Here is a 22,005-nt window from a genome sequence, read left to right on the forward strand (position 1 = left end):
CCACATTCAACCGGAACTGCTGTCCAGTATTTCCCGGTATGAATGTCCATTTTATGTCGGAATTGCTGTCCAGTCAAAACCGGAATAACTGTCCAGTTTCTGCCGAAATCAGTGTCAACATTCAACCGGAATGGCTGTCCAGTTTGCTCCGAAATATGCAAGAAGTAGCCCTACGATAGTTACATTATCAAATTTCTTTAGAAAAACGTTCTCAAAATACTCTATGCCCTTATGCTTGATAATGTTCCTTCTTGTAAGATATCCTCCAGCCAAAGGAACTACAACAAACAGGATTGTAGATAACACTAACGTGTTATAAGGAACACTTACATTACTTACACCTAATAGGAATGCTACAATTGGTGTAAATGCAAACAATATAATTAAATCATTAACTGTTACCTGTACCAATGTATAAGCAGGGTCCCCTTTTGTCAAATAACTCTAGACGAACACCATGGCGGTGCATGGTGCGGCTCCTAATAATACTGCACCCGCAAGGTAGTCTGTCGCCAAATCTGGGCCAATCCACCTGCTGAATACTACTTTTAAGAAAAAGGCTGCTATAAGATACATTGTAAAAGGCTTAATAAGCCAGTTTGTCACACAGGTGACAGTAAGTCCCTTTGGTTTTTTTGTTGCCCTGATAATGCTTGAGAAATCAATTTTCAGCATCATAGGGTATATCATCAGCCATATTAGTATGGCAACAGGGATGAACACTTTTGCGTATTCAAACTGACTTAAAGTTTGGGGAATTACAGGAATCAATTGTCCAATGGCAACTCCCGCTATGATACACGCCGCTACCCACAGTGTTAGGTATTTTTCAAAAAAACCCAATCCCTTTTTTTCTTGCATTACTTCTTTACTACTCAAGTTTTATGCCTCCAATCCATTTAATATTAAATTTGTTCTTACTTATATGATTATATTCAATTATAATCATATAATATGCTAATTACAATATTCTATCAATGTTTTAAGCGCAACATTAAGCAAAATGATGTTTTGTATTCTCTAAAAAGTATCCTAAAATGCATTCAAACAATATCTATAAAAGTTATACTATTTTTCATGTTTCATCTTCTCACACTGTCCTTGAAGATACTTTAGAATCCGACTTTTATCTTCCCGCAATTGTTCACAAGTAAAGTTACTGTTTTTATATTTTTTAAGTCTTTCTACATCTTTTAGCAATTGCGTATTTTCATCCATCTTGTTTTTAATAAATTCATACAGCAGGTTATTTTCTTCAATAAACTTGTTATCTACTCTATAATAGACCCATTGTGATTCCTTTTCACTGGTTATAACACCCGTACTTTTTAATTTGTTTAAATGTCTTGAAACATTAGACTGAGTCATATCCAGCACCGTTTCTATCTCGCATACACAGAGTTCTTGTCTTATTAACAAATTGAGTATTCTAATTCTGTTTTCATCTCCCAATGCTTTAAATATTTCTATCAAATCCAATTTATCACCACCTATATGATTGTATTCGTTTATACTCATATAATAGTGTAAATTTATATTTTTGTCAATAAATATATTATTCCCTTATTCGCAACTCAACTCCTAACACCTTAACCCTTTACTCTTTCAATACTTCTACCTTCTCCTGACCTTTACATAGTCAGGCTGGACATTGTTCAGAAACTTTATCCTTGCTACCGCTCTAGCCTAATTTGACTCAAAAAATTGCTAATATCCTGTACCCGATAAATCCTAAAATCAGTATCCACAGTATTACAATAACCGCACCTGCTACCTTGGCTTCTGGAATATCACTTTTCAATTTTGCCTCGGCTTCTTTTCTGCATTCTTCCATAATTTCCGCTGGAATCAACTTTAATGCAATCGCAACCCCCATAGGTATCAGTATGAAGTCATCTAAATATCCTAATACAGGGATAAAGTCAGGTATCAGGTCTATGGGACTTAGTGCATATGCAACAACAATAGCAGTAAAGACCTTTGAAATCAAAGGTGTTTCTTTCTTTTTATATGCCAGATATAAAGCAAAAACCTGTTTCTTTAACTCGCTTGTTTTTTCTTTTATTCTTTTTATCATTTTCAAATCTTTCATACTTCATTTCTTTAGCAATTTGCTTATACTGATTCAAATCAAGGATTGGCTTTTTTCAAACTTTTTTATTGTTCAGGATTTAGCGATAAATAAAATGCTTTCAATTCATTATACATAACTTTATATTTCATAGGAATACTCTTTTTTATTTTATTGTTCATTCAAAAGTTCCTTCAATATTGTTTTAGACTCCTTCGGGAGTATTTTAATAAAGTGTTCCAGCCCGATGTTGTACAAAAGGGCAATTATCATATTTTCCCGTTCTCTTAAATCTGCCAGTGCCTGCCCATCAAAAAGTTCTAATTTGTTTTCATAGGGAGTATACTGAACCCACTGCTCACAAGTGAGCCTTTGTGGTTCTTTAAGAGGTATTAGTTCTTCCTTATCTTCTTCTGGTACAAAATACTCAAGTGCATTTTCTACCCATTTTATAAAGTCCTGCTCTTCTGGAATTTTACCGCCATTTTCTGCTATTTGCTGATTTACAGTATCCTCTGCTATTTTTCTAATATCTTCTTTGCCATCAAAAACCCGCAAAACAGCACTCTCTGGCAACTCAATAGTCTGTAACACTTGTTTTATACTAAAACCCATTTCTTTTAATTTCTTTACAATTTGCAATGTACAAGACATTTCCCCTACTAACTGACCTATTTTTCTTGCTTCTTCATGCATATCAATTCCCATATGCCTTTTCCCTCCCTAAAGTTCATAAGCCGCAATATATAAAAAATGCAGTATTAAATATACCTGCACTTATTTCATGGATAACCCTTTATCTATAGCCTCCTGAATTATCTTGTGGCAACATTTCCCTAAAGGGTTATTCTTTATACACCGGCTGTTTTTCATCGCCCCTGTGATTTCTATAATATCCTTAACTGTTTTTGCACCATGTTTTATTACGGCATCTATTACCTGTTCCTCTGTAACCTTGCTGCAGTAGCAGACATATTTGGGATTAGCATCTTTTTTAAACCATATAGGTAGTTTCACTTGCTGCTTTTCAAACTTAACATCTGATTGTGGATTATAATAAACAACATCACATTCTTCATTTACACATATATAATAATCCATATCTCCGACCGATTCTGCAAGGGTATCAACTACCAAATGCCTGACTGTAATATTTTTTTACTTTAATTCCTGATGTTTTACATACAGGACATATATCGTCATTTTCTATTTTATGAGATGTCTCTTTTCCACCAGAGCAACAGCAATTATTTATTTTTTCATTTGTCATTTTTTTACTTCCCTCTCTTATACCAAATTTTTATTATAATTTCCATTTCTATTGTGTATAATTGTCATTTGGTACTACTTTTTATTAATTCAACAATCGGACTTATTGATTTTTTATTTGTCCAGTCAACAGGATGTTTATAGCATGCAAGCATTCCTTTTTCATCGTCAGTAAGTTCATCAGGCTTCTTATGCTCCAGTTTTTTCTTAAGAAGATACATTAAAACCTTATCAATTGGATTTAACTTCTCATAATTGAAGCCACCTCGCAAGTGGAAGAAATGAACTCTTTCCTTCATTTCTTCAGTAAAATTATTATTTTTAATATCGTTTATTGCTTCAGGATATGCTGAAGACGCACCTACAGAAAACACTATCACTTTTCTATCTTTTAATTTGTCGAAGTTCTTTTTTATGAGTGAGATACCCAAAATACCAGCAGCATACAACGAACCGCCATAAACAATTGTATCATATTTGAGAATGTCGTTTAATGTAATTTTAGACCTTTCAAATAAATCCGCCTTGACTTCATCTGCAATCCACTGTGCATAGCGTTGTGCACTGCCATACTTTGATTTGTAAATAACAACTACTTTATTACTGTTATCTTCCATAATATTAACCCCCTTACCAGTTAAGTTTTCAGATTAAGACAAACACAAATAATAGTCTTAATCTTCATAAGAGAAAATAACTCAACAATGCAATTGCCGCATCATGTAAGCCATGTGCTACCGATACGGATACTGTTGAGCAGTTTTTCATTTTATACTTTGAAAATCCATAAAACAGTCCCAATATTGTTGTCATTATCACTTGCAAAACATTGCGTCCGTTTGGAAAGTGCCATAATCCAAATAATAATGACGAAAAAATTATGGCGAATAAATCAGATTTTGTTGCTACCGCTAACCTTTGTATGAAATAACCTCTAAAGATAAACTCTTCTCCAAAACCCACAAATAAAAAATCATAAATAAGATAAAATAGCAATACCCAAATAGAGGAATATTTAATACTCAATACATCCTCCTTGCTAACTCCAAAAAATAACGGCAAAACAACAAAGGAAATAGTTATACAAAAAATAAAAAAACCAATCTTCAACTGCTTTCCAATATTGTCTTTTGTATACCCTAATTGCGTGAAAGGGATTTTCCTTAAAATAATAATTAGAAACGAAATTGCTGTCACAACTACATATACCAGTAATGTAATTATTATTTTTGTTGGAATGTCTCCTCCCAGCGATACAATCACTGTGCTAAATTCAGCAATAATTAAAGCAGTTATATATACAAATGCTAATTCAAACCATATACCAATCTTTTTTCTCACTTTATCGCCCCCAATAGCATCTTCCAGCCGCTGCTTATAAAATATATTGAAAATGCTATAATAAATATGCCTAACAACAAAATAATCCAGCGATATACAGTATCACTTATCAGTTTCTTGCCTCTGGAAAATGCCGTGGAAATTGCTGAATACCATACAAAGTCCGATAAAATATGTCCTATAAAAAAGAACAAAACACCAATTAACCCTAAAGTATAAGACTGGCGTATTGATTCCATCCCTGTTGATGCCCACCAGAGAATGAAGTAAGGATTAGTAGCACTTACAAGTGCTCCCACCAATACAAGATTTCTCTTTCCTGCACTATTCCCTGCTCTTTGATTCTCCAGAGAAACTGACTTATTTATACCAGATTTTATCATTCCATAGCCCATCCATGCAAGAAAAGCACCGCCAAATAACCCAATAAATCCTGCGATTGTCGGCTTAGAAAAGAAATCTTTAAGTCCGAATGTCATAATGATAATTAATATAAGTTCCAGGATTCCATGTCCTAATACTGCCAAAGGGCCTGCTATCCACCCTTTTTTAAAACTACCATCAATCGTGACCCCCAACATAGGCCCAGGCATCATTGCTCCTGAAAAGCCTATTAAAAAAGCACTGATGAAAATTCCCCACAAAACCATGTTAATTAACCCCTCTTATTATCAAAATGCCTTACTATCAAAATCGGCTTCTATTTTTAGTATCCATGCACATAAATATAATAACAATAAATTTCAATTTAATTAAGTTTTATTTTAATAAAATCTTACCGTTTATAAAAGCACTAACAGCATCATTCTCTTTAAAGAACTAATTTTATTCTTATAGAGCCAACTTTATTATTACAGAACCGACTTTATTGTTTTAGAATCGACTTTATTATCTCAGAGTAAACTTTATTATTTTATCGATTTTCCCTTATTCCTTAACCCAAAAATCCTTACCCCTAACTATATATATTTAAAATAATCTCCACTCCACCCACACCCCTCAAACCCTTGATTTTCCTACATCCTAATTTCTACCAGATAATAAAGTCCGCTCTAAAATCTCATATTTTTATCCCATTTATTAACACTTTTTCCTTAATCCTTGTAATTATTTTTAAAATAAAGTCGGTTCCAAATAGGGATATGTTGAAAGGAAAAAGGGAGAAGGTTGCATTTTCGCATGTGTTTTTTCTAATGCTTTTTATCAATCCTGGTATCAATATTTCTCTCAATACTATAATCAATACTTTCCTCAATCCCTTTAAAATCATTGCCTTTAGCCTTATTCCTTACTCCTTAACCCTAACAATCTTAACCCTTACACCTTATCCCTGTCTACCCTACCAAAAACCAAACCCCGCAGCAAAACAAGATTTCTCTTGCATCTACTGCGAGGTTTTGGAACGAACTTTATTTTTATAGAGTCAACTTTATTATTATGGAGTGGAGTTTATTTGTATTATACACATGGAGCTTATTTTCTGTATACACCTATTCCACTGTCACGCTTTTTGCAAGGTTTCTCGGTTTATCCACGTCGCATCCCTTTTGAACAGCAAAATAGTAAGCAAGAAGCTGTAAAGGAGTGATTGCCACCAGAGGCGCAATCAAAGGCAACATATCAGGTATTGTGATAACTACGTCAGCAGCTTTTGCCACCTCACTGCTATCGCACCTCCTGGCAATCGCCAGTACAATTGCTCCTCTTGCCTTTACCTCTTTTATATTGCTTATCATTTTTTCTTTTAGAGTGTCCTGAATCACTGGAGCTATTACAAGTGTTCCTTCTTCAATCAAGGCAATTGTTCCGTGTTTCAATTCGCCGCCCGCATAAGCCTCCGAATGTATATAAGATATTTCCTTAAGCTTCAAAGAACCTTCCATTGCAAGAGCGTAGTCCAAGCCTCTTCCGATAAAAAACACACTATTTGCGTTATAATGCCTTGCAGCAAACTTTTGCAGTTTTTCCCTATCTTTTAGGACATTCGATATGTAATCAGGTACCCTTTTTATTTCTTCTATTATATCCATAGCACTCTGTTCATCAATACTACCCCTTTTTAATGCAAGATCAAGTGCAATAAGGTAAAGCACCGCAAGCTGGGCATTGTAAGCCTTTGTAGAAGCTACAGCTATTTCCGGTCCCACCCACGTATAAATAACATTATCGGACTCGCGGGCTATGGAACTTCCCACTACATTAACAATGGAAAGTATTTTTGCTCCTTTCTTCTTTGCTTCTCTTAATGCAAACAAGGTATCTATTGTTTCTCCCGATTGGCTTATAATTATGGCAATATCACCGGGATTTATTATTGGATCGCGATACCTGAATTCCGACGCAATATCCACTTCAACAGGAATCCTGGCAAGTTTTTCAATTACATATTTCCCTACAATACCTGCATGATAAGCCGTACCACATGCTACAATAAATATCTTCCTTATATTATCCGGACTTTCCTTTGAAATAAAGCAATTATCAATCAGTATACTGCCATTTCTAATCCTTGCATTTATTGTATTCTTCAAAGCTTCCGGCTCTTCACATATCTCCTTTATCATGAAATGTTCATAGCCCGATTTCTCAGCTGACGATATATCCCATTCTATTCTAAATATTTCCTTATTTATTCTATTTTCGAAAACATCCCATACTGTGACATTATCCTTTTTTACTACGGCTATTTCTCCATCTTCAAGCAAATAAGAATTCCTGGTATAAGAAAGAATAGCCGGTATATCCGATGCTATAAAGTTTTCACCTTCACCCAGCCCAATTATTAGCGGGCTTCCTTTTCTGGCAACAATAAATCTGTCGGGCCATTCCCCGGAAATAACCGCCAAGGCATAGGAGCCTTCCAGCTGTCTTAAAGATTCTGCTACTGCTTTGAAAATATCCCCTTTATAATAGTATTCAATCAAGTGGGCAATAACCTCCGTATCGGTTTCCGAAACAAACACAAAACCTTCCGTTTCAAGCATGTCCTTAAGTTTCATATAGTTTTCAATAATTCCATTATGCACTACAGCTATTTTGCCGGAATTGCTTACATGGGGATGAGAGTTTACATCATTTGGCTCTCCATGGGTAGCCCACCTTGTATGTCCAATACCCATATTCCCATCCAACAGGTTATTCAGCATATTATTATTTACTCTTTCTTCAAGACATTTTAACCTGCCTTTACATTTTACAACATTTATACCGCTCCTATTATATACGGCGATTCCTGCTGAATCATATCCTCTATATTCAAGCTTTTTCAAGCCGTCCAAAAGTATAGGCGCTACATTCTTCTCTCCTATATAACCAACTATTCCACACATATTACATATCCTCCTGTCATATAATTATTTTTAGGGCAATACTAACTTTAACTTTCATATAAAATTTTACAGAACTGCAATAACGGCAATAATTAAGTGGATATAACCCAAGATATAACTTCAGATTAAACTTAAAGATTATATCAAAACTTAAAAAACATTAATATTTAACGATACTTAACTCTCAGGAATATAATCAGGAATAATAAATATGACAGGGGTTGCCACCAAAACTCTCTTTGTGCTGCAGTTGCCTGCCATTTTGAAGAGTTTCTGCGGTCGTGGCAGACCGGAAGGTTTCCGCCGAATCTTTCGATAACTCATTGGATAAAGCCATGAGTCCAATGACCTCCTTCTCCTCGTCAACGGGTTTTTCCCGTCCTGGCGCTTTTTTCATGCCTTTATTATAATATTATAATATTATGCAGTAAATTCTTAAATCTTGATTCTGCATCAATTATTACCTGTTTTCCTCCTTTCCGGCATATAAAATATATAAACCCCACTATAATATTCCGTAATACTCCATTATAAATAAGTAATCATCACCTCACATTAATCTCTTTATAAATAATATGTATTAGCTTGTGTATAAATATTCTCTATATATCTCTCTATATAATTATATAATTAATTATAATTAAATGTGCAAAAAGAATCCACTATTTTTTTCGTAATCTTTCATTTTCAACAATTACAATTAATAATTCATCACTGCCAAAATATCTTATTTACCCTCTTATCTATCCTATTACCTACCCCAAAATAACCTCAACCAAATGCTTATTTCCATCATCTTTCAAACATAGTACATTGCCTTCAATTACTCTGCTGTCCACAGTAACTTGCTTTACTCCCTTATTTAATCTATATGGATTTTGAATCCGAATTTCATATTCCGACTTCCCATATTTGTACCTAACAGAGTAACCGGACCAATCTGCAGGAATGCAAGGGTCAATAACGAGAGTTTCTCCCTGCTTTTTAATGCCTAAAATATGTTCTATACCAACCCGGTACATCCACCCTGCAGCTCCTGTATACCATGTCCAGCCTCCTCTACCCGTGTTGGGCGGTATTGCATAAACATCAGCTGCCAATACATAAGGTTCAGTTTTATACCGAGCTGCTTCAATCTGGGTACGAGAATGGTTTATGGGGTTTATCATGGAAAAAAGTTCATAGGCTTTGTCACCTTCCCCTAGTTTCGCAAAAGCCAGTATAACCCATATTGCAGCATGGGTATATTGTCCGCCGTTTTCTCTTACCCCTGGTACATACCCTTTTATATAGCCCGGTTCCAGGTCACCTTTATCAAAAGGGGGAGTAAATAGTTTTATGAGCCCCGCTTCCTTGTCAACAAGGTAATTCTCAACTGCATTTAAAGCCTCCCGTGTACGGTTTTTGTCTCCAAAGCCGGATATGGCAGCCCAGGATTGCGCAACGGAATCAATCCGGCATTCACTATTCTGCGTAGAACCTAACGGTTTGCCGTCATCAAAATATGCCCTCCGATACCAACTGCCATCCCAGGCGTTTTCTTCTATTGCCATAATAATTTGAGTAATTATTTTTCTAAATTCCTCTACTTTTTCGGAATCTCCCATTTTCTCACAGATTGGAATGAACTTTTTCATTACAGTACATAGAAACCAACCTAACCATATACTTTCGCCTTTGCCTTTATTACCCACTGTATTCATACCGTCATTCCAATCCCCCGACCCTATAAGAGGGATACCATGTTCACCAAATTTCAAGGCTTTTTCAATAGCTTTTATACAATGTTTGTAAACTGTATCTTTTACTTCTGAAACTCTTGGGATGTTATACCTTTCACTTTCATCTTCATCCAAAGGTCTGTCTTCAATATATGTTATCTCTTCATTCAGTAAATCCCAATCGCCTGTACACGTTATATAGTCTGCAGTAACATAAGGAAGCCACAGCAAGTCATCGGAATACCTAGTACGTATACCTCTACCGGTTTCCGGATGCCACCAGTGCTGCACGTCCCCTTCAATAAATTGCCTTGATGAATGAAGCATTATCTGCTCCCGCGTCAACTCAGGCCACGCATATACTAATGCCATCACATCCTGCAACTGATCTCTGAACCCAAAGGCCCCTCCGGATTGATAAAAAGCTGACCTTGCCCATAGGCGGCAGGATATTACCTGGTATAAAATCCAGCCATTTAGCATCACATTCATAGTTTCATCAGGTGTATAAACCTGGATTATACCTAGTTTCCTATCCCATAATTCCTTTACTTTTTCAAATTCTTTTTTTGCTTCAGCTATACTTCTGTATTTTTGGCATAAATTTATTACCTGCCCCATATCCTTACCTTGTCCAAGAAGAAATACTAATTCTTTTTTCTCCTTAGGCTCCAATTCAACATTAATCTGTATTGCCGCACAAGGATCAAACCCTGCTCCTACAGCGCCTGACAGCATTTTCCTTTTTATTGCTTGAGGATCTCTTAAACTGCCATCTGCCCCTATGAATTCCAGGGCATCGCCTGTGACGTATTTCTCCGGTAAAGAAGAATCAATGAAAGTTATCTTTCCCGCAAATTCCGTGTTAAAAGGGTTTTCTACGGTAAAAATGCCTGAATCCTTATCAATGCTTGTATAAATATATTGTGATGTGTTTTTTTCATGTACACCTAAAACAGGCTTTATATAATAAAATAAAGATAGTTTTCTTTCTACGTCCAGCTTGTTTTCCAAAACAACCAGCGACACCTTAACAGGGTCATCAACAGGCACAAACAATATCAGTTCATGTTGTATCCCTTCACATTGATGTTCAAAAGAAGAATAACCATACCCATGCTTTATTATATACCCATTTTTGTTTCTTATGGGAGATGGAGTCATACTCCAGTATTTACCCGCATTATTATCTCTTATATATATTATTTCCCCCGGGTTATCCGTTACCCAGTCATTTGACCAGGGAGTCAGCTTGTTTTCACGGCTATTTTCAGCCCAGGTATATCCTCCTCCCGATTCGGATATTATAAATCCAAAATTTTTGTTTGATATGACATTTATCCATGGGGCAGGAGTTGTTTGTTTGTTTTTAAGGTAAATTATATATTCCTTTCCATCATTAGCGAATCCGCCCAATCCATTAAAAAACTTTAGAGACACTTGGTTAGCGGGAGACACTTCCCTGGCCACTGGATGTATTTCCTGGAATTTATGTTGTCCCTGTGCTTCAATTCTGCTTACATAATTCCTGTTTTCACAAACACTGCTTTCATAATGGGTTACTTCCTTGGTACTTTTTTCTTTCATTTTTCTTTCCCATTCTAATTGTTCTTCTATAGGATACGAATTACCTTTTAATACCAATCTGGCCGCAGTATATAATAAAACTACATCTTCATCTGTAATTTGATTTTTGCTAATAATAAACACTCCACCCCTCTTACCCAACAACTCCCTGGCATGGCTTGATGCTACCGCATCCTTTACCATATCCTGAAGAAGTTGTAAATAACCACTTTCATCCTCAGTTATTATTACAAGATCAAGCTCAACTCCTTTCATCCCCCAATACTCATGACCTTTTAGAATCTTATTGATAATTTCTATATCATCCTTTTTATAGATATGAAGAAGGAGAATAGGAATATCACCTGATATACCGAAAGCCCACAAAGCCGGCTGCCCTTTTTTATTGGTTAAAATAACATCCTCCCATTTTCTTCTAAGAGGTCCGGGAATTAATATATGAGGAAGCATTTTTAGATAAAGCTCTATTTCCTCTGCTTTAAATCCCAAGTAACCTGACTCTATCTGACTGCGGGTCCAAGCCAATTCAAAAGCTCTTTCAATCGATTTTACCTGGCTGTATTTTTCAGCAATTTCTATGGCCTCCTTATGCGTTTCACTTATTGCCGTAACATATGATAAGCGTACAGTTTTGCCCGGTTCTATTTTAACCCTGTACCTTATGCTCATTATAGGGTCAAGAACAAAGCCCGTTGTGTTCGATAAAGGTTGGTCAGGCTCCATTGCCTGCGGATTTGCAAGGCTCCTATTTCTACCTATGAATTTTGCCCTATCTGTTTCATACTCAACATTACCGATAACTTCACCTTCAACTGTTACTAAATGCAAAGCTGTCAATCTCTTATCTTTTTGACTTTTTGGCCTTCTTTCCGCTAAAATACAATTATATTGAGGATTGAACTCCGTTGTAATAAAAAGCTTACTAAATGCTGGATGAGCTAAATCTTCATCAGGATGAGCCAGTACTACTTCCATATAACTTGTAGTTTCTATTATTAACGGTTCATGGTTATAGTTGGTTAAAGATACTCTTCTTATCTCAGAATGTTCCTCTGTTGATACAATAATTTCCATACGGGTTTCAATATTGTCGTCTTTCCTTATAAACTCAGCCTTATCAGGAGAAAACACTACCCTGTACTTTTCAGGCTTTATCCTATAAGGCTCGTAAGTTACCGACCAAACCTTATCGGAAGTAACATCCCTCACATATATAAAACTCCCCTTTGGGTCTTCCAAACTTGCCTTCCATCTTGACACGACAATATCATTATACTTGCTGTAGCTTAAGCCACCATCTGTCACCATTAGTGAATATTTGCCGTTAGATAATATATGCATATGGGGAAACCCTGAATCAGGTATTCCAAACCGTCTAATAACCCTGCCGCCTTCAATAATAATTCTTTTTGCAGGAACTAATTTAACTTTGTATCCCTTAGTTAAAATAGCATTGTAAGGTACCCTTTCCTGCAACAAAAGCTCTGCAGCCTTTATTGAAGGATTTTTGTGAAATCTTTTCTGGAGAATATTGTTATTTAAGTAGTTGTTTAATGCAAGAAGGCTCATACCCTGATGATGAGCCATAAAGGACTTTATAATAGCTCCCCTTTGTCCCGAAGTCAACCTGGAAGGGGTATAATCTATCGCCTCGTATAAACCGTAATTACTATACAATCCTTCTTCCATCAGTCTATGGATGTTTTCTATTGTACCGTTCGGATCCAAATTTAAAGCAAGCATCGTAGAATATGGGGCAATAACCATGTCGTTAACCAAGCCTCGTTTCAGTCCCAATTCAGGCACTCCAAAAGCCTTATACTGATAATTTAGGTTAATATCAAAAGCATAGTAGGCAGATTCCGATACTCCCCATGGTATATTTCGTTTTCTTCCGTATGTTTTCTGGGTTTTTACTACGCATCTATAAGTTTCATCCATTAAAGTGTTTTCATAGTTTGCCATGATTAGTAATGGCATGAGATACTCAAACATTGTGCCTGTCCATGATACCAGTCCTCTGCAATCATCTGCCATTGTCAACCTTCTGCCAAGTTTAAACCAATGCTTTTTATCCACTTCTCCTCTTGCAATAGCTATAAAGCTGGTTTGGCGGGATTCAGATGCCAAGAGGTCATAATATGCCTTGCTGAACCTGTTCTTTTCAACATCATATCCAATATAGAAAAGTTGCCTTTTTTTATCATAAAGCGTGGAAAATTTGACATTATTAATAAGTTTATTAATGCGCTCAGACAAACTATTACACAAATTAATAAATTCGCCGGCCTTGATGGCCGCAGCTTCTATATCTTCTGCTAACTCTTTTAATAATGCTTTTCCTTTCCCTATCTGTCTCGGTGACCCATTATCCGTAATATCTAGCATATTTTGTATTTCTTTTATCATATCCTCATATAAATTCGGTAATTGGTTAAATAATAAACTTCCTACTTTATGACCCTTGAAAATCTTAAATATAAATTCTTCTATAATTTGTCTGCTTTCTGAATCAAGCGAAGCAGAGTAATCATTACAAATAGATACTTTTGATAAAGGTAAAAAGCTTACCAATTCTTTCTTATAAATCTCAGCAGTTAAAAGAAGTTTGTCTAACCACGGAAAATTGTTGAATTTTTTATTTGAAGTATACCTTTTCATACTGGAAATTACCTGCTCCAAAAGCTTTTTCCAATGTTCAACATCTATTTCCCCTTTTAATATGCTTATTTCAAGATAAATATCAACCTGTTCCTCCAAAAATGCTATATTAATATTAAAATTGTTATCAATAGAAGGTTCCACCTCTATACTCTTTACTTCTTCCTTTATAATATTTAAGATATCTTTTAGCCCAAGAGCCATGTTTATATCCACAGGACTGCTGTTTAGAATATCCTCTATGGCTTGTCTTACAACCATCAAATACCCAACAAAATTACCACTGTCAACTGTTGAAACATAAGCCGGCCTCAATACTTTAAGAGTGTTGGTATTATACCAATTGTAGAGATGTCCTTCCCACTTCTCCATTTTTTCAATGGTTGTAACTACTTTATCAAGCCACATTCCCATTTCAAGAAAACCAATATACCCTAAATCTTTTGCAGATATTATGGAAGCCATCATTAGTCCAATATTAGTAGGAGAAGTTCTGTGAGCAATACCTTTATATGGTTCCTCCTGGTAATTATCCGGGGGAAGGAAATTGTCCTTCTCGGTTACTAAATCCTCAAAATATCCCCAGGTTCTTCTGGCAATCTTTCTTAAAAGCTGAATATCTTCCGGACCCGGTTTTTCAACTTTTTTTACATACGGTTGGCTTATAAGGTAAGCAATATAAAATGAAGCAATCCAAGGTACGGATATTATAAATGCCGGTATGATCATTCCAGGGTTTAAATAAATTGTCCCAAATAAAAACACAACACCGGTTACTGAAGACATCCACATTCTTTTCCAAAAACTTTTTACATCATTTTTAAGAGAAGCTTCCATATCGGCAGCAGTCACCCATTCCAGCATATTTTTTTTAGTAAAGGAAAGCCTTATTATTGTACGGATAATAGCATCAACCATCAAGTAGGCTTGATATGGGATAAAAGTTAGCTGCAGTAAAGCTTGATACAAGCTTGCCTTTAGAGGACTCATACCCTGGGCATACTTTCCCTGCCTGTACTTAAAATAATTACCTGCCAAAAGGTTATATATTATTTGAATTAAAGGGTAAATGGTAACTGTTAACACAGCAAGGCCAAGCCATACATATCCACTGCCAGGTAGTAGGACGAATCCTAATATTATCAGCAATAGTAGTGAAGGGTTTATAAGGCTTCTTCTCATATTATCTATTATTTTCCATTTGCTTATTATTGATAATGGATTTCTGACCAGGTTGCCTTCCCTGTCTTTAACTATACGCCCCAACCAGGGTACAAGTTGCCAGTCTCCTCTTACCCACCTGTGCAACCTCATAGAAAAAGAGTTATACCTGGCAGGGTATCCATCTACCAGTTCAACATCGGTAACAAGGCATGCACGGGCATAACACCCTTCCAACAGGTCATGGCTTAATACCGAGTTTTCCGGTATGGCTTTTTTCAATACTTCCTGAAAAACGTCCAGTTCATAAATACCTTTTCCTGTAAAAATGCCTTCCCCAAACAAGTCCTGGTAAACATCCGATACTGCAGTTGTATAAGGGTCAATACCTCCCTGTCCTGCAAACACTTTTGTGAAAAATGAAATACTTGCACTGGTAATGCTTATATTAATCCTCGGTTGAAAAATGCCATACCCCTCTATTACTATTCCTTTTTTCTTGTCAATAATTGCTCTATTCATAGGATGGGCAATAGTCCCTACAAGGGTTTTTGCAGTTCCTATAGGCATTCTTGTATCCGCATCCAGGGTAATCACATATTTAATACGAGGTATATCGGAAAATTCACAGCTAATGACATTATAGCTTGTTCCCGACGAACCTCTTAAAAGGTCATTTACTTCAATTATTGCACCCCTTTTGCGTTCCCAACCCATCCATCGCTTTTGGACAGGATTATATTGTCTTTCCCTGTGGAAATAGTAAAATATGTCTTTCCCTTCTTCTCCATAACGCTTGTTTAACTCCTTAATTCCTTTAATTGCTGCTTCTATTATTTTTTCATCTTCGGGAAGATTCTTTGATGCCGCATCCTTAAAATCTCCAACCAATGCAAAATATATGTTCTTCTCTTTGTTTGCCAGATAATGCACTTCAAGCTGTTCCAATAAATCATTGACCCTTTTTTCATTAGGGAGAAGAGTGGGAACTATAACCATTGTGCTGTGTTCTTGTGGAATACCATCCTTTAATTCAAGCTTAGGCAACAGAGATGGAGAACAAATATGGCTTACAGCGAAATTTACAAGTGCAATAGCTATTTCACTTGCTGGAATGATAACCACAAAAGCTGACAATAAAGTTAAAAAAATAGATTGTATACCCTTATTGACGGTTGCATATGATGCATAATAACTTAAAAGAAGAGTAATAAGTGTCGTAAATAATACAATTGTGCCAAGATAAAAATAAGCCGGATATCTTTTTGTAATTTCTCCCAGGTATCTTAATCCCTCGGTTTTACAGTTTATTTTTGAGAGAAGCAAGCTCTTTCCTTTTCCTAAAATATAGTAACCGATGTGGTCCAGAGGACTTTTCTCTTTACCTGCATACTCCTGTGCACACTCCAGTGCCTTAAGGGCTATAAGAGTTTCAGAAACATTACATACCCTTGCCAACTTATTTACAGAATTGCGGTAATAATTTTTTGACTTATAATCCATTTTCATATATACATTAGCAGGATCACGCCTTAAAATGCTTTCTACGTAACTTAGTGATTCAAATACTTCATTCCAATCCATTGATTGGACTAATTTAAGGCTGGTCAGGGAGTTTCCTATAGATACCTGGAGTGCTGCCTGGATCTGATGTTCAAAGGCTGCAACATCGTCAGACTTTAAACCTTGGTCAGCCAGCTTCTCATCAATATATTTAATTATAGGTAATAATATTCTGCCCTGTTTTTTTAGTATTTTTACTAAATGTTCAATAAAAGAAGAGTATATTTCTCCCCCATCTTTTACATACTCGTTAAGGAACCACAAAATTTCTTCTTTACCTCTATTTAAGTTATTTTTGATAAGATCTCCTATTTCTTCAGCCTTACGCCACTGTTTTTTAGTGTTAAGCATCTTTACACATATCTGCCTTAAATTCTCTATTAAAGCGATACGTACCATTATCGCAAGGGCCCAGAGTTCTTCCGATGACAGTACTTTCTGAGTCTGATAAGCTTCAATGAATCCAACTATCGTATTTTCATCTATCCTACCATCAGTATGGGAAACAATCTCTAAAGCTATAGCAAATATTCGCGGATAGCCCTTTAAATAACCGCTTTTTAAAACCGGAAGCCTGGAAAAGCTTTTCCAAGGAATATTCTGCTTTATATCTTTAAATTCTTCTTCAATAACGTAAAAATTATCAAGGAGCCACTCGGCCGAAGGGGGAACCGGCAGATTCTTCTGCACATCATTATTCAAAACTCTATATATCTGGGCAATAACCCTATAGTTGCTATTCATCCTTGAAATAAGCCAACTTAGAGCACTGGAACTTTTTTTTACAATATGGTTCCTGGCTATGCCAACTGCATGATTTTTAAGCTCTTCAGGGCCAAGTATGGCATCATTGATTTCAACTTCCCTTTTCTTTTCCTTTCTGTCGGAAAGCAATAACATAGAAAGAAAAATTACCAAACTTACTAAAACCATATATGTAGGTACAATCATTAAATCCATTGTAAGCAATTCACCATTCCCTAAAATTTAGTTTATATTTAACCTATTTTTATTAGTATTACCCAAATTTTAAATAATTAATATTTAGCCTTATTGGTGCATTTTTCAAAAGTAAAGAAATATATTCCAGTAACATGACCATTCCTTTCAATATTTTCTTCACTCAAATTAAATTTACCCAACGCACCCAGTGTACCTTGAAAAATAATTAATTCAAATATAGAATATTAATCTGGAGAATGTTAATCCGGAAAATATTAAACTGATGGAGGTATACTATGAAAAGTTATAAAAAAGAATTATGGTTTGAGACAAAAAAGCGCAGAGAATTTATTAATATAACACCTCTTGTTGAGGACTGCCTAAAAGAAAGCGGTATAAAAGAAGGGTTACTTCTATGCAACGCAATGCATATAACTTCAAGCGTATTTATAAATGACGATGAAAGTGGCCTGCATAAAGATTTTGAAATTTTTCTTGAGAAACTTGCTCCGGAAAAACCTTATAGTCAATATTACCATAATGGATTTGAAGATAATGCAGATGCCCATTTAAAACGTACTATAATGGGAAGGGAAGTTGTAATTGCGGTAACTGACGGCAAATTGGATTTCGGCCCCTGGGAACAAATATTTTACGGCGAATTTGACGGTAAGAGGAGGAAAAGGGTACTGGTAAAAATTATTGGCGAGTAAATATTTATACTGAAATTTTTTATGACAGAAAATTAACAGGAGAATAAATATGGAAAATTTAGTAGTAATAAACCAGGTAATAATACTTTTTTTAACAATGATCACAGGATTTGTTGCAAAAAAGCGTGATATTATTAATAACGACACAATAAAGAAATTATCAGAAATACTTTTACGCATCACCCTGCCGGCAATGATTATATTTTCTTACAACCGGCAGTTTTCAAAAGAACTTCTGGCAAAAGGAGGAATAATGCTTGTGTATTCCCTGGCAATCCATCTTTTCGGAATACTGCTGGGGAATATAATTTATTGGAAATATCCGAAAAATATAAAAAACGTACTTAAGTTTGTCACTATTTATTCAAACTGCGGATATATGGGTCTACCGGTTCTGGAAGCCTTGTACGGACAAACAGGCATTTTTTATGCTTCTATATACATAACAATTTTTAATATCCTTACCTGGACCAACGGTGTCATGATATTTACAGGTGAAAAAGACATCAAATCCATGAAAAAAGCCCTGGTTAATCCGGGAATTATAGCAGTTTTTATCGGGTTGGTAATTTTTTTCTTTTCAATAAAGCTGCCCTACCCTATTCTGAAAACCCTCGAAATGTTCGGATCCATGACCACCCCGCTATCTATGCTTATTATTGGGGCTCTTATTGCCAATACAGATTTTAAAAAGCTTTTTTCAGGATTTGCTTTATACTATGTTACTGCAATAAGACTTATCATTTTGCCCTTACTTACATTAATTACCCTTAAGATAACAGGAATCAATGATTATACACTTCTGGGTTCCTGCGTTGCGACAGCAGCCATGCCTGCAGCTGCCAATACTGCTGTTTTTGCTGAGAGGTACAACGGAGATTCAGTCTTTGCATCCAGGGTTGTTGCTTTTTCAACTATAATATCCATGATTACCATCCCTGTAATTTTCTTATTAGTTTAAGATTATTAGGTTAAGGTTAAAACCAAGAAAATTCGCTTCGCTCATGACTTGAACATCGAACAAGAATGAAAACTAAATTTAACAAAAAATTATTGAAATACACGATAAAAATACCCGTCTATAAAGAGACGGGTATTCATGCATTAGGGAAAATATTTATTAAAGGTTGCAATTTTTCTCCTTATATAAGTGAAAATTAATTTTTTATTACTTTACCAGGAGCTTAAACAAATTATACTTGCCAAAAATTGATACAGCTATCAATGATACAACCGCCATTATTTTTATTAAAATATCAAGTGAAGGCCCTACAGTATCTTTCAGCGGATCCCCAACTGTATCACCAATAACTGCTGATTCATGGGTTTTTGTCCCTTTTCCTTCACCTTCAATTTTGCCTGATTCAATATATTTCTTGCTGTTATCCCATGCTCCCCCGGCATTTGCCGTATAAAGAGCCAGCATAATAGCGGAAATTGATGTGCCTACCAAAAGACCACCGACAAACTCGGCTCCAAATATAAATCCGCTTACAATAGGAGTCAGCACTGAAATAAGCGCCGGTACGAGCATCTGTTTTAAAGCTCCGGCTGAAGATATTTGGACACACCTTTTATAGTCAGGACGGGTTTCTCCTGTAAGAATGCCCGGCATTGTCTTGAATTGCCTTCTTACTTCCTTTACCATTTCCCTGGCAGCTTTCGTAACCGATTCAATTAACATTCCTGAGAAGAAATATGGCAATGCAGCTCCGACAATTGCTCCGGTCAGAGTCAGAGGGTTAATCATGTTGAGAACAAGATCAAATATGCTGGCCTCTCCACCTGCCGATTGTGCCACAGGTTGTGAGTGAATATACGAAGCAAGAAGAGACATTGCTGCTAGTGCAGCCGAACCTATTGCAAAACCCTTTCCTATTGCTGCGGTCGTATTGCCAACAGAATCAAGTTTATCAGTAATCTTACGCACTTCAGGGTCAAGTTTTGACATTTCGCTTATTCCACCGGCATTATCAGCTATAGGTCCATAAGTGTCTACCGAAACAGTAGCGCTGACAAAAGAAAGCATACCAAGCGCAGCCATAGTTACTCCATATATCCCCGCCACCATGCTTGCAATTACTATTGTCAATCCCAGAAGGATAACAGGCAGCAAGGTTGATTTCATACCTAGTGCCATTCCCTCGGTTATTGTAAGCGCAGTACCTTCAAGAGATGAATGAGCTAACCGCCTTGTAGGTTCATAGTCATAACTTGTATAATATTCTGCTATCCAGCCTATTAAGACTCCGCATAATATACCTAGTAGAGCTGCATACCAGGGAGACATAATCCCCGCTTTAAAGCCAACACTGCTTACATCCACTCCGCTAAAATAATAATATGTAAATACACCGCTTCCAACTATCGTAAGAAATGCAGATGTCCACACTGAAATATTTAGTTCACGATGCGGCTTGTTTGATACTTTTTTGAAGGTTAAATAAGCAATTCCAATAACGCATGATATAATGCCTATAGACGAAAATACTATAGGAAATAATAGCAATTTTGATATAAGTACTTCGGGAACAGGTATATGGGGATGTATGAACATATGTGCTGCCAGAGTTATGCTTGCTATTATAGCTCCAACATAACTTTCCAGAAGGTCGGAACCCAGCCCTGCCACATCACCTACATTATCTCCTACATTATCTGCGATTGTGGCAGGATTTCTAGGATCATCCTCAGGAATATGCGCTTCTGTTTTGCCAACCAGATCGGCTCCCATATCTGCAGCTTTTGTATATATCCCTCCACCCACACGGTTAAACATTGCTATAATAGAACAGCCTAAAGCATAACCTGAAACAGTCATTGTAAAAGGAATATATGTAATCCCCAGCCAATTGGCTTCAATTATAAGGTTTTCAATATTGGTTTGTCCAAGAAGTCTGCCGAATATCAAATATACAATCCCAAGACCCAAAAGTGCAAAACCGCCTACAGCTAAGCCCATAACACTTCCGCCCTGAAAAGCAACTTTCAGAGTACTGCCCAGATTTTTTGTTTCCCTTGCCGTATTGGAAACTCTTACATTTGCTATAGTTGCAATATTCATACCAACAAACGCAGCCAGCTGGCTCATGGTAGCGCCAATTAAAAAGGCTATTCCCGTATACCAGGATAGAAAGATAATTAATGCAATAGCTATAAGGATAGCAACTTTTAATATAACTTTGAATTCATGCAAAATAAATGCATCTGCACCTTCACGAATAGCTTCGGCAATTTCATTCATTAATTCTGTTCCCGTACTGCATTTTTTTACGGAAAAATAATTGAATGCTGCAAACCCCAAGGCTGCAATTACTGCAATTACTAAAAATCCAAGCATAAAAAAAGACCTCCCATGTATAATATTTTCTTACATTTAGCCGCGAGAATTCCTACAACAAGGAAGTATCTTACGGTTATTTTTTATAAATTACTTTTTGGGAGGGATAGGCTAAAATATCACCAATCCATCCCATTATATCATATTACAAAAGCTAATCATAGTCAAAAATATATAATCCAGAGCTGAAGCATGAAAATTTTATTCTTATCCATTAATAGTGGCTGCGTTAGTAATTTTATCCAATTATATAATAATATTACATAAATTTAACCATACGTTTAAGTCATCGGATAACACTATAACC

Annotated in this window: 12 protein-coding genes and 2 pseudogenes; 2 read left to right on the forward strand and 12 right to left on the reverse strand. The window is 36.0% G+C overall.

The genetic code is table 11. The features are described 5' to 3' along the window. Positions 1–159: 159 nt before the first annotated feature. From HPY74_12580 to HPY74_12630, 11 genes and pseudogenes are all read right to left on the reverse strand, one after another. Positions 160–861 (reverse strand): annotated as a pseudogene (locus HPY74_12580) (arsenic resistance protein). A 207-nt stretch (positions 862–1,068) separates the two neighbouring features. After that, positions 1,069–1,479 carry a winged helix-turn-helix transcriptional regulator gene (locus HPY74_12585; GenBank protein NSW91486.1) on the reverse strand — a complete coding sequence of 137 codons (411 nt, stop codon included), beginning with the start codon at positions 1,477–1,479 and terminating at the stop codon, positions 1,069–1,071. A 217-nt stretch (positions 1,480–1,696) separates the two neighbouring features. After that, positions 1,697–2,077, reverse strand: coding sequence for a DUF1232 domain-containing protein (locus tag HPY74_12590; protein NSW91487.1), 381 nt, complete (start codon positions 2,075–2,077; stop codon positions 1,697–1,699). A gap of 165 nt (positions 2,078–2,242) precedes the next feature. Then, complete coding sequence (locus HPY74_12595) at positions 2,243–2,779, reverse strand: hypothetical protein (protein ID NSW91488.1); 537 nt, start codon at positions 2,777–2,779, stop codon at positions 2,243–2,245. 69 nt (positions 2,780–2,848) lie between these two features. After that, positions 2,849–3,341, reverse strand: a pseudogene (locus HPY74_12600) (copper chaperone Copz family protein). 64 nt (positions 3,342–3,405) lie between these two features. Beyond that, positions 3,406–3,957 carry a flavodoxin gene (locus tag HPY74_12605; GenBank protein ID NSW91489.1) on the reverse strand — a complete coding sequence of 184 codons (552 nt, stop codon included), beginning with the start codon at positions 3,955–3,957 and terminating at the stop codon, positions 3,406–3,408. A gap of 64 nt (positions 3,958–4,021) precedes the next feature. After that, a complete protein-coding gene (locus tag HPY74_12610) occupies positions 4,022–4,681 on the reverse strand; it encodes a CPBP family intramembrane metalloprotease (GenBank protein ID NSW91490.1) in 660 nt (219 codons plus the stop codon). Then, positions 4,678–5,331, reverse strand: a complete 654-nt coding sequence (locus HPY74_12615; protein NSW91491.1) for a LysE family transporter — start codon at positions 5,329–5,331, stop codon at positions 4,678–4,680. Before HPY74_12615 ends, HPY74_12610 begins: the two co-directional genes overlap by 4 nt. 410 nt (positions 5,332–5,741) lie before the next feature. Then, positions 5,742–5,951 carry a hypothetical protein gene (locus tag HPY74_12620; GenBank protein NSW91492.1) on the reverse strand — a complete coding sequence of 70 codons (210 nt, stop codon included), beginning with the start codon at positions 5,949–5,951 and terminating at the stop codon, positions 5,742–5,744. A 220-nt stretch (positions 5,952–6,171) separates the two neighbouring features. After that, on the reverse strand, positions 6,172–8,010 hold the full coding sequence (gene glmS, locus HPY74_12625) for a glutamine--fructose-6-phosphate transaminase (isomerizing) (protein NSW91493.1): 1,839 nt from the start codon (positions 8,008–8,010) through the stop codon (positions 6,172–6,174). A 755-nt stretch (positions 8,011–8,765) separates the two neighbouring features. Then, the gene (locus HPY74_12630) at positions 8,766–17,663 is read right to left on the reverse strand and encodes a glycosyl transferase (GenBank protein ID NSW91494.1); all 8,898 of its coding nucleotides are present in this window, start codon (positions 17,661–17,663) and stop codon (positions 8,766–8,768) included. Between the two features lie 278 nt (positions 17,664–17,941). Here HPY74_12630 and HPY74_12635 point away from each other — a divergent pair, with 278 nt between their 5' ends. Beyond that, on the forward strand, positions 17,942–18,358 hold the full coding sequence (locus HPY74_12635) for a YjbQ family protein (protein ID NSW91495.1): 417 nt from the start codon (positions 17,942–17,944) through the stop codon (positions 18,356–18,358). Between the two features lie 49 nt (positions 18,359–18,407). Next, positions 18,408–19,319 carry an AEC family transporter gene (locus HPY74_12640; protein ID NSW91496.1) on the forward strand — a complete coding sequence of 304 codons (912 nt, stop codon included), beginning with the start codon at positions 18,408–18,410 and terminating at the stop codon, positions 19,317–19,319. A 207-nt stretch (positions 19,320–19,526) separates the two neighbouring features. On the opposite strand, the gene HPY74_12645 is transcribed toward HPY74_12640, so the two are convergent. Then, on the reverse strand, positions 19,527–21,698 hold the full coding sequence (locus tag HPY74_12645; GenBank protein NSW91497.1) for a sodium-translocating pyrophosphatase: 2,172 nt from the start codon (positions 21,696–21,698) through the stop codon (positions 19,527–19,529). Between the last annotated feature and the right edge of the window lie 307 nt (positions 21,699–22,005).

Source organism: Bacillota bacterium (assembly GCA_013314855.1).
GTDB lineage: Bacteria > Bacillota > Clostridia > Acetivibrionales > DUMC01 > Ch48.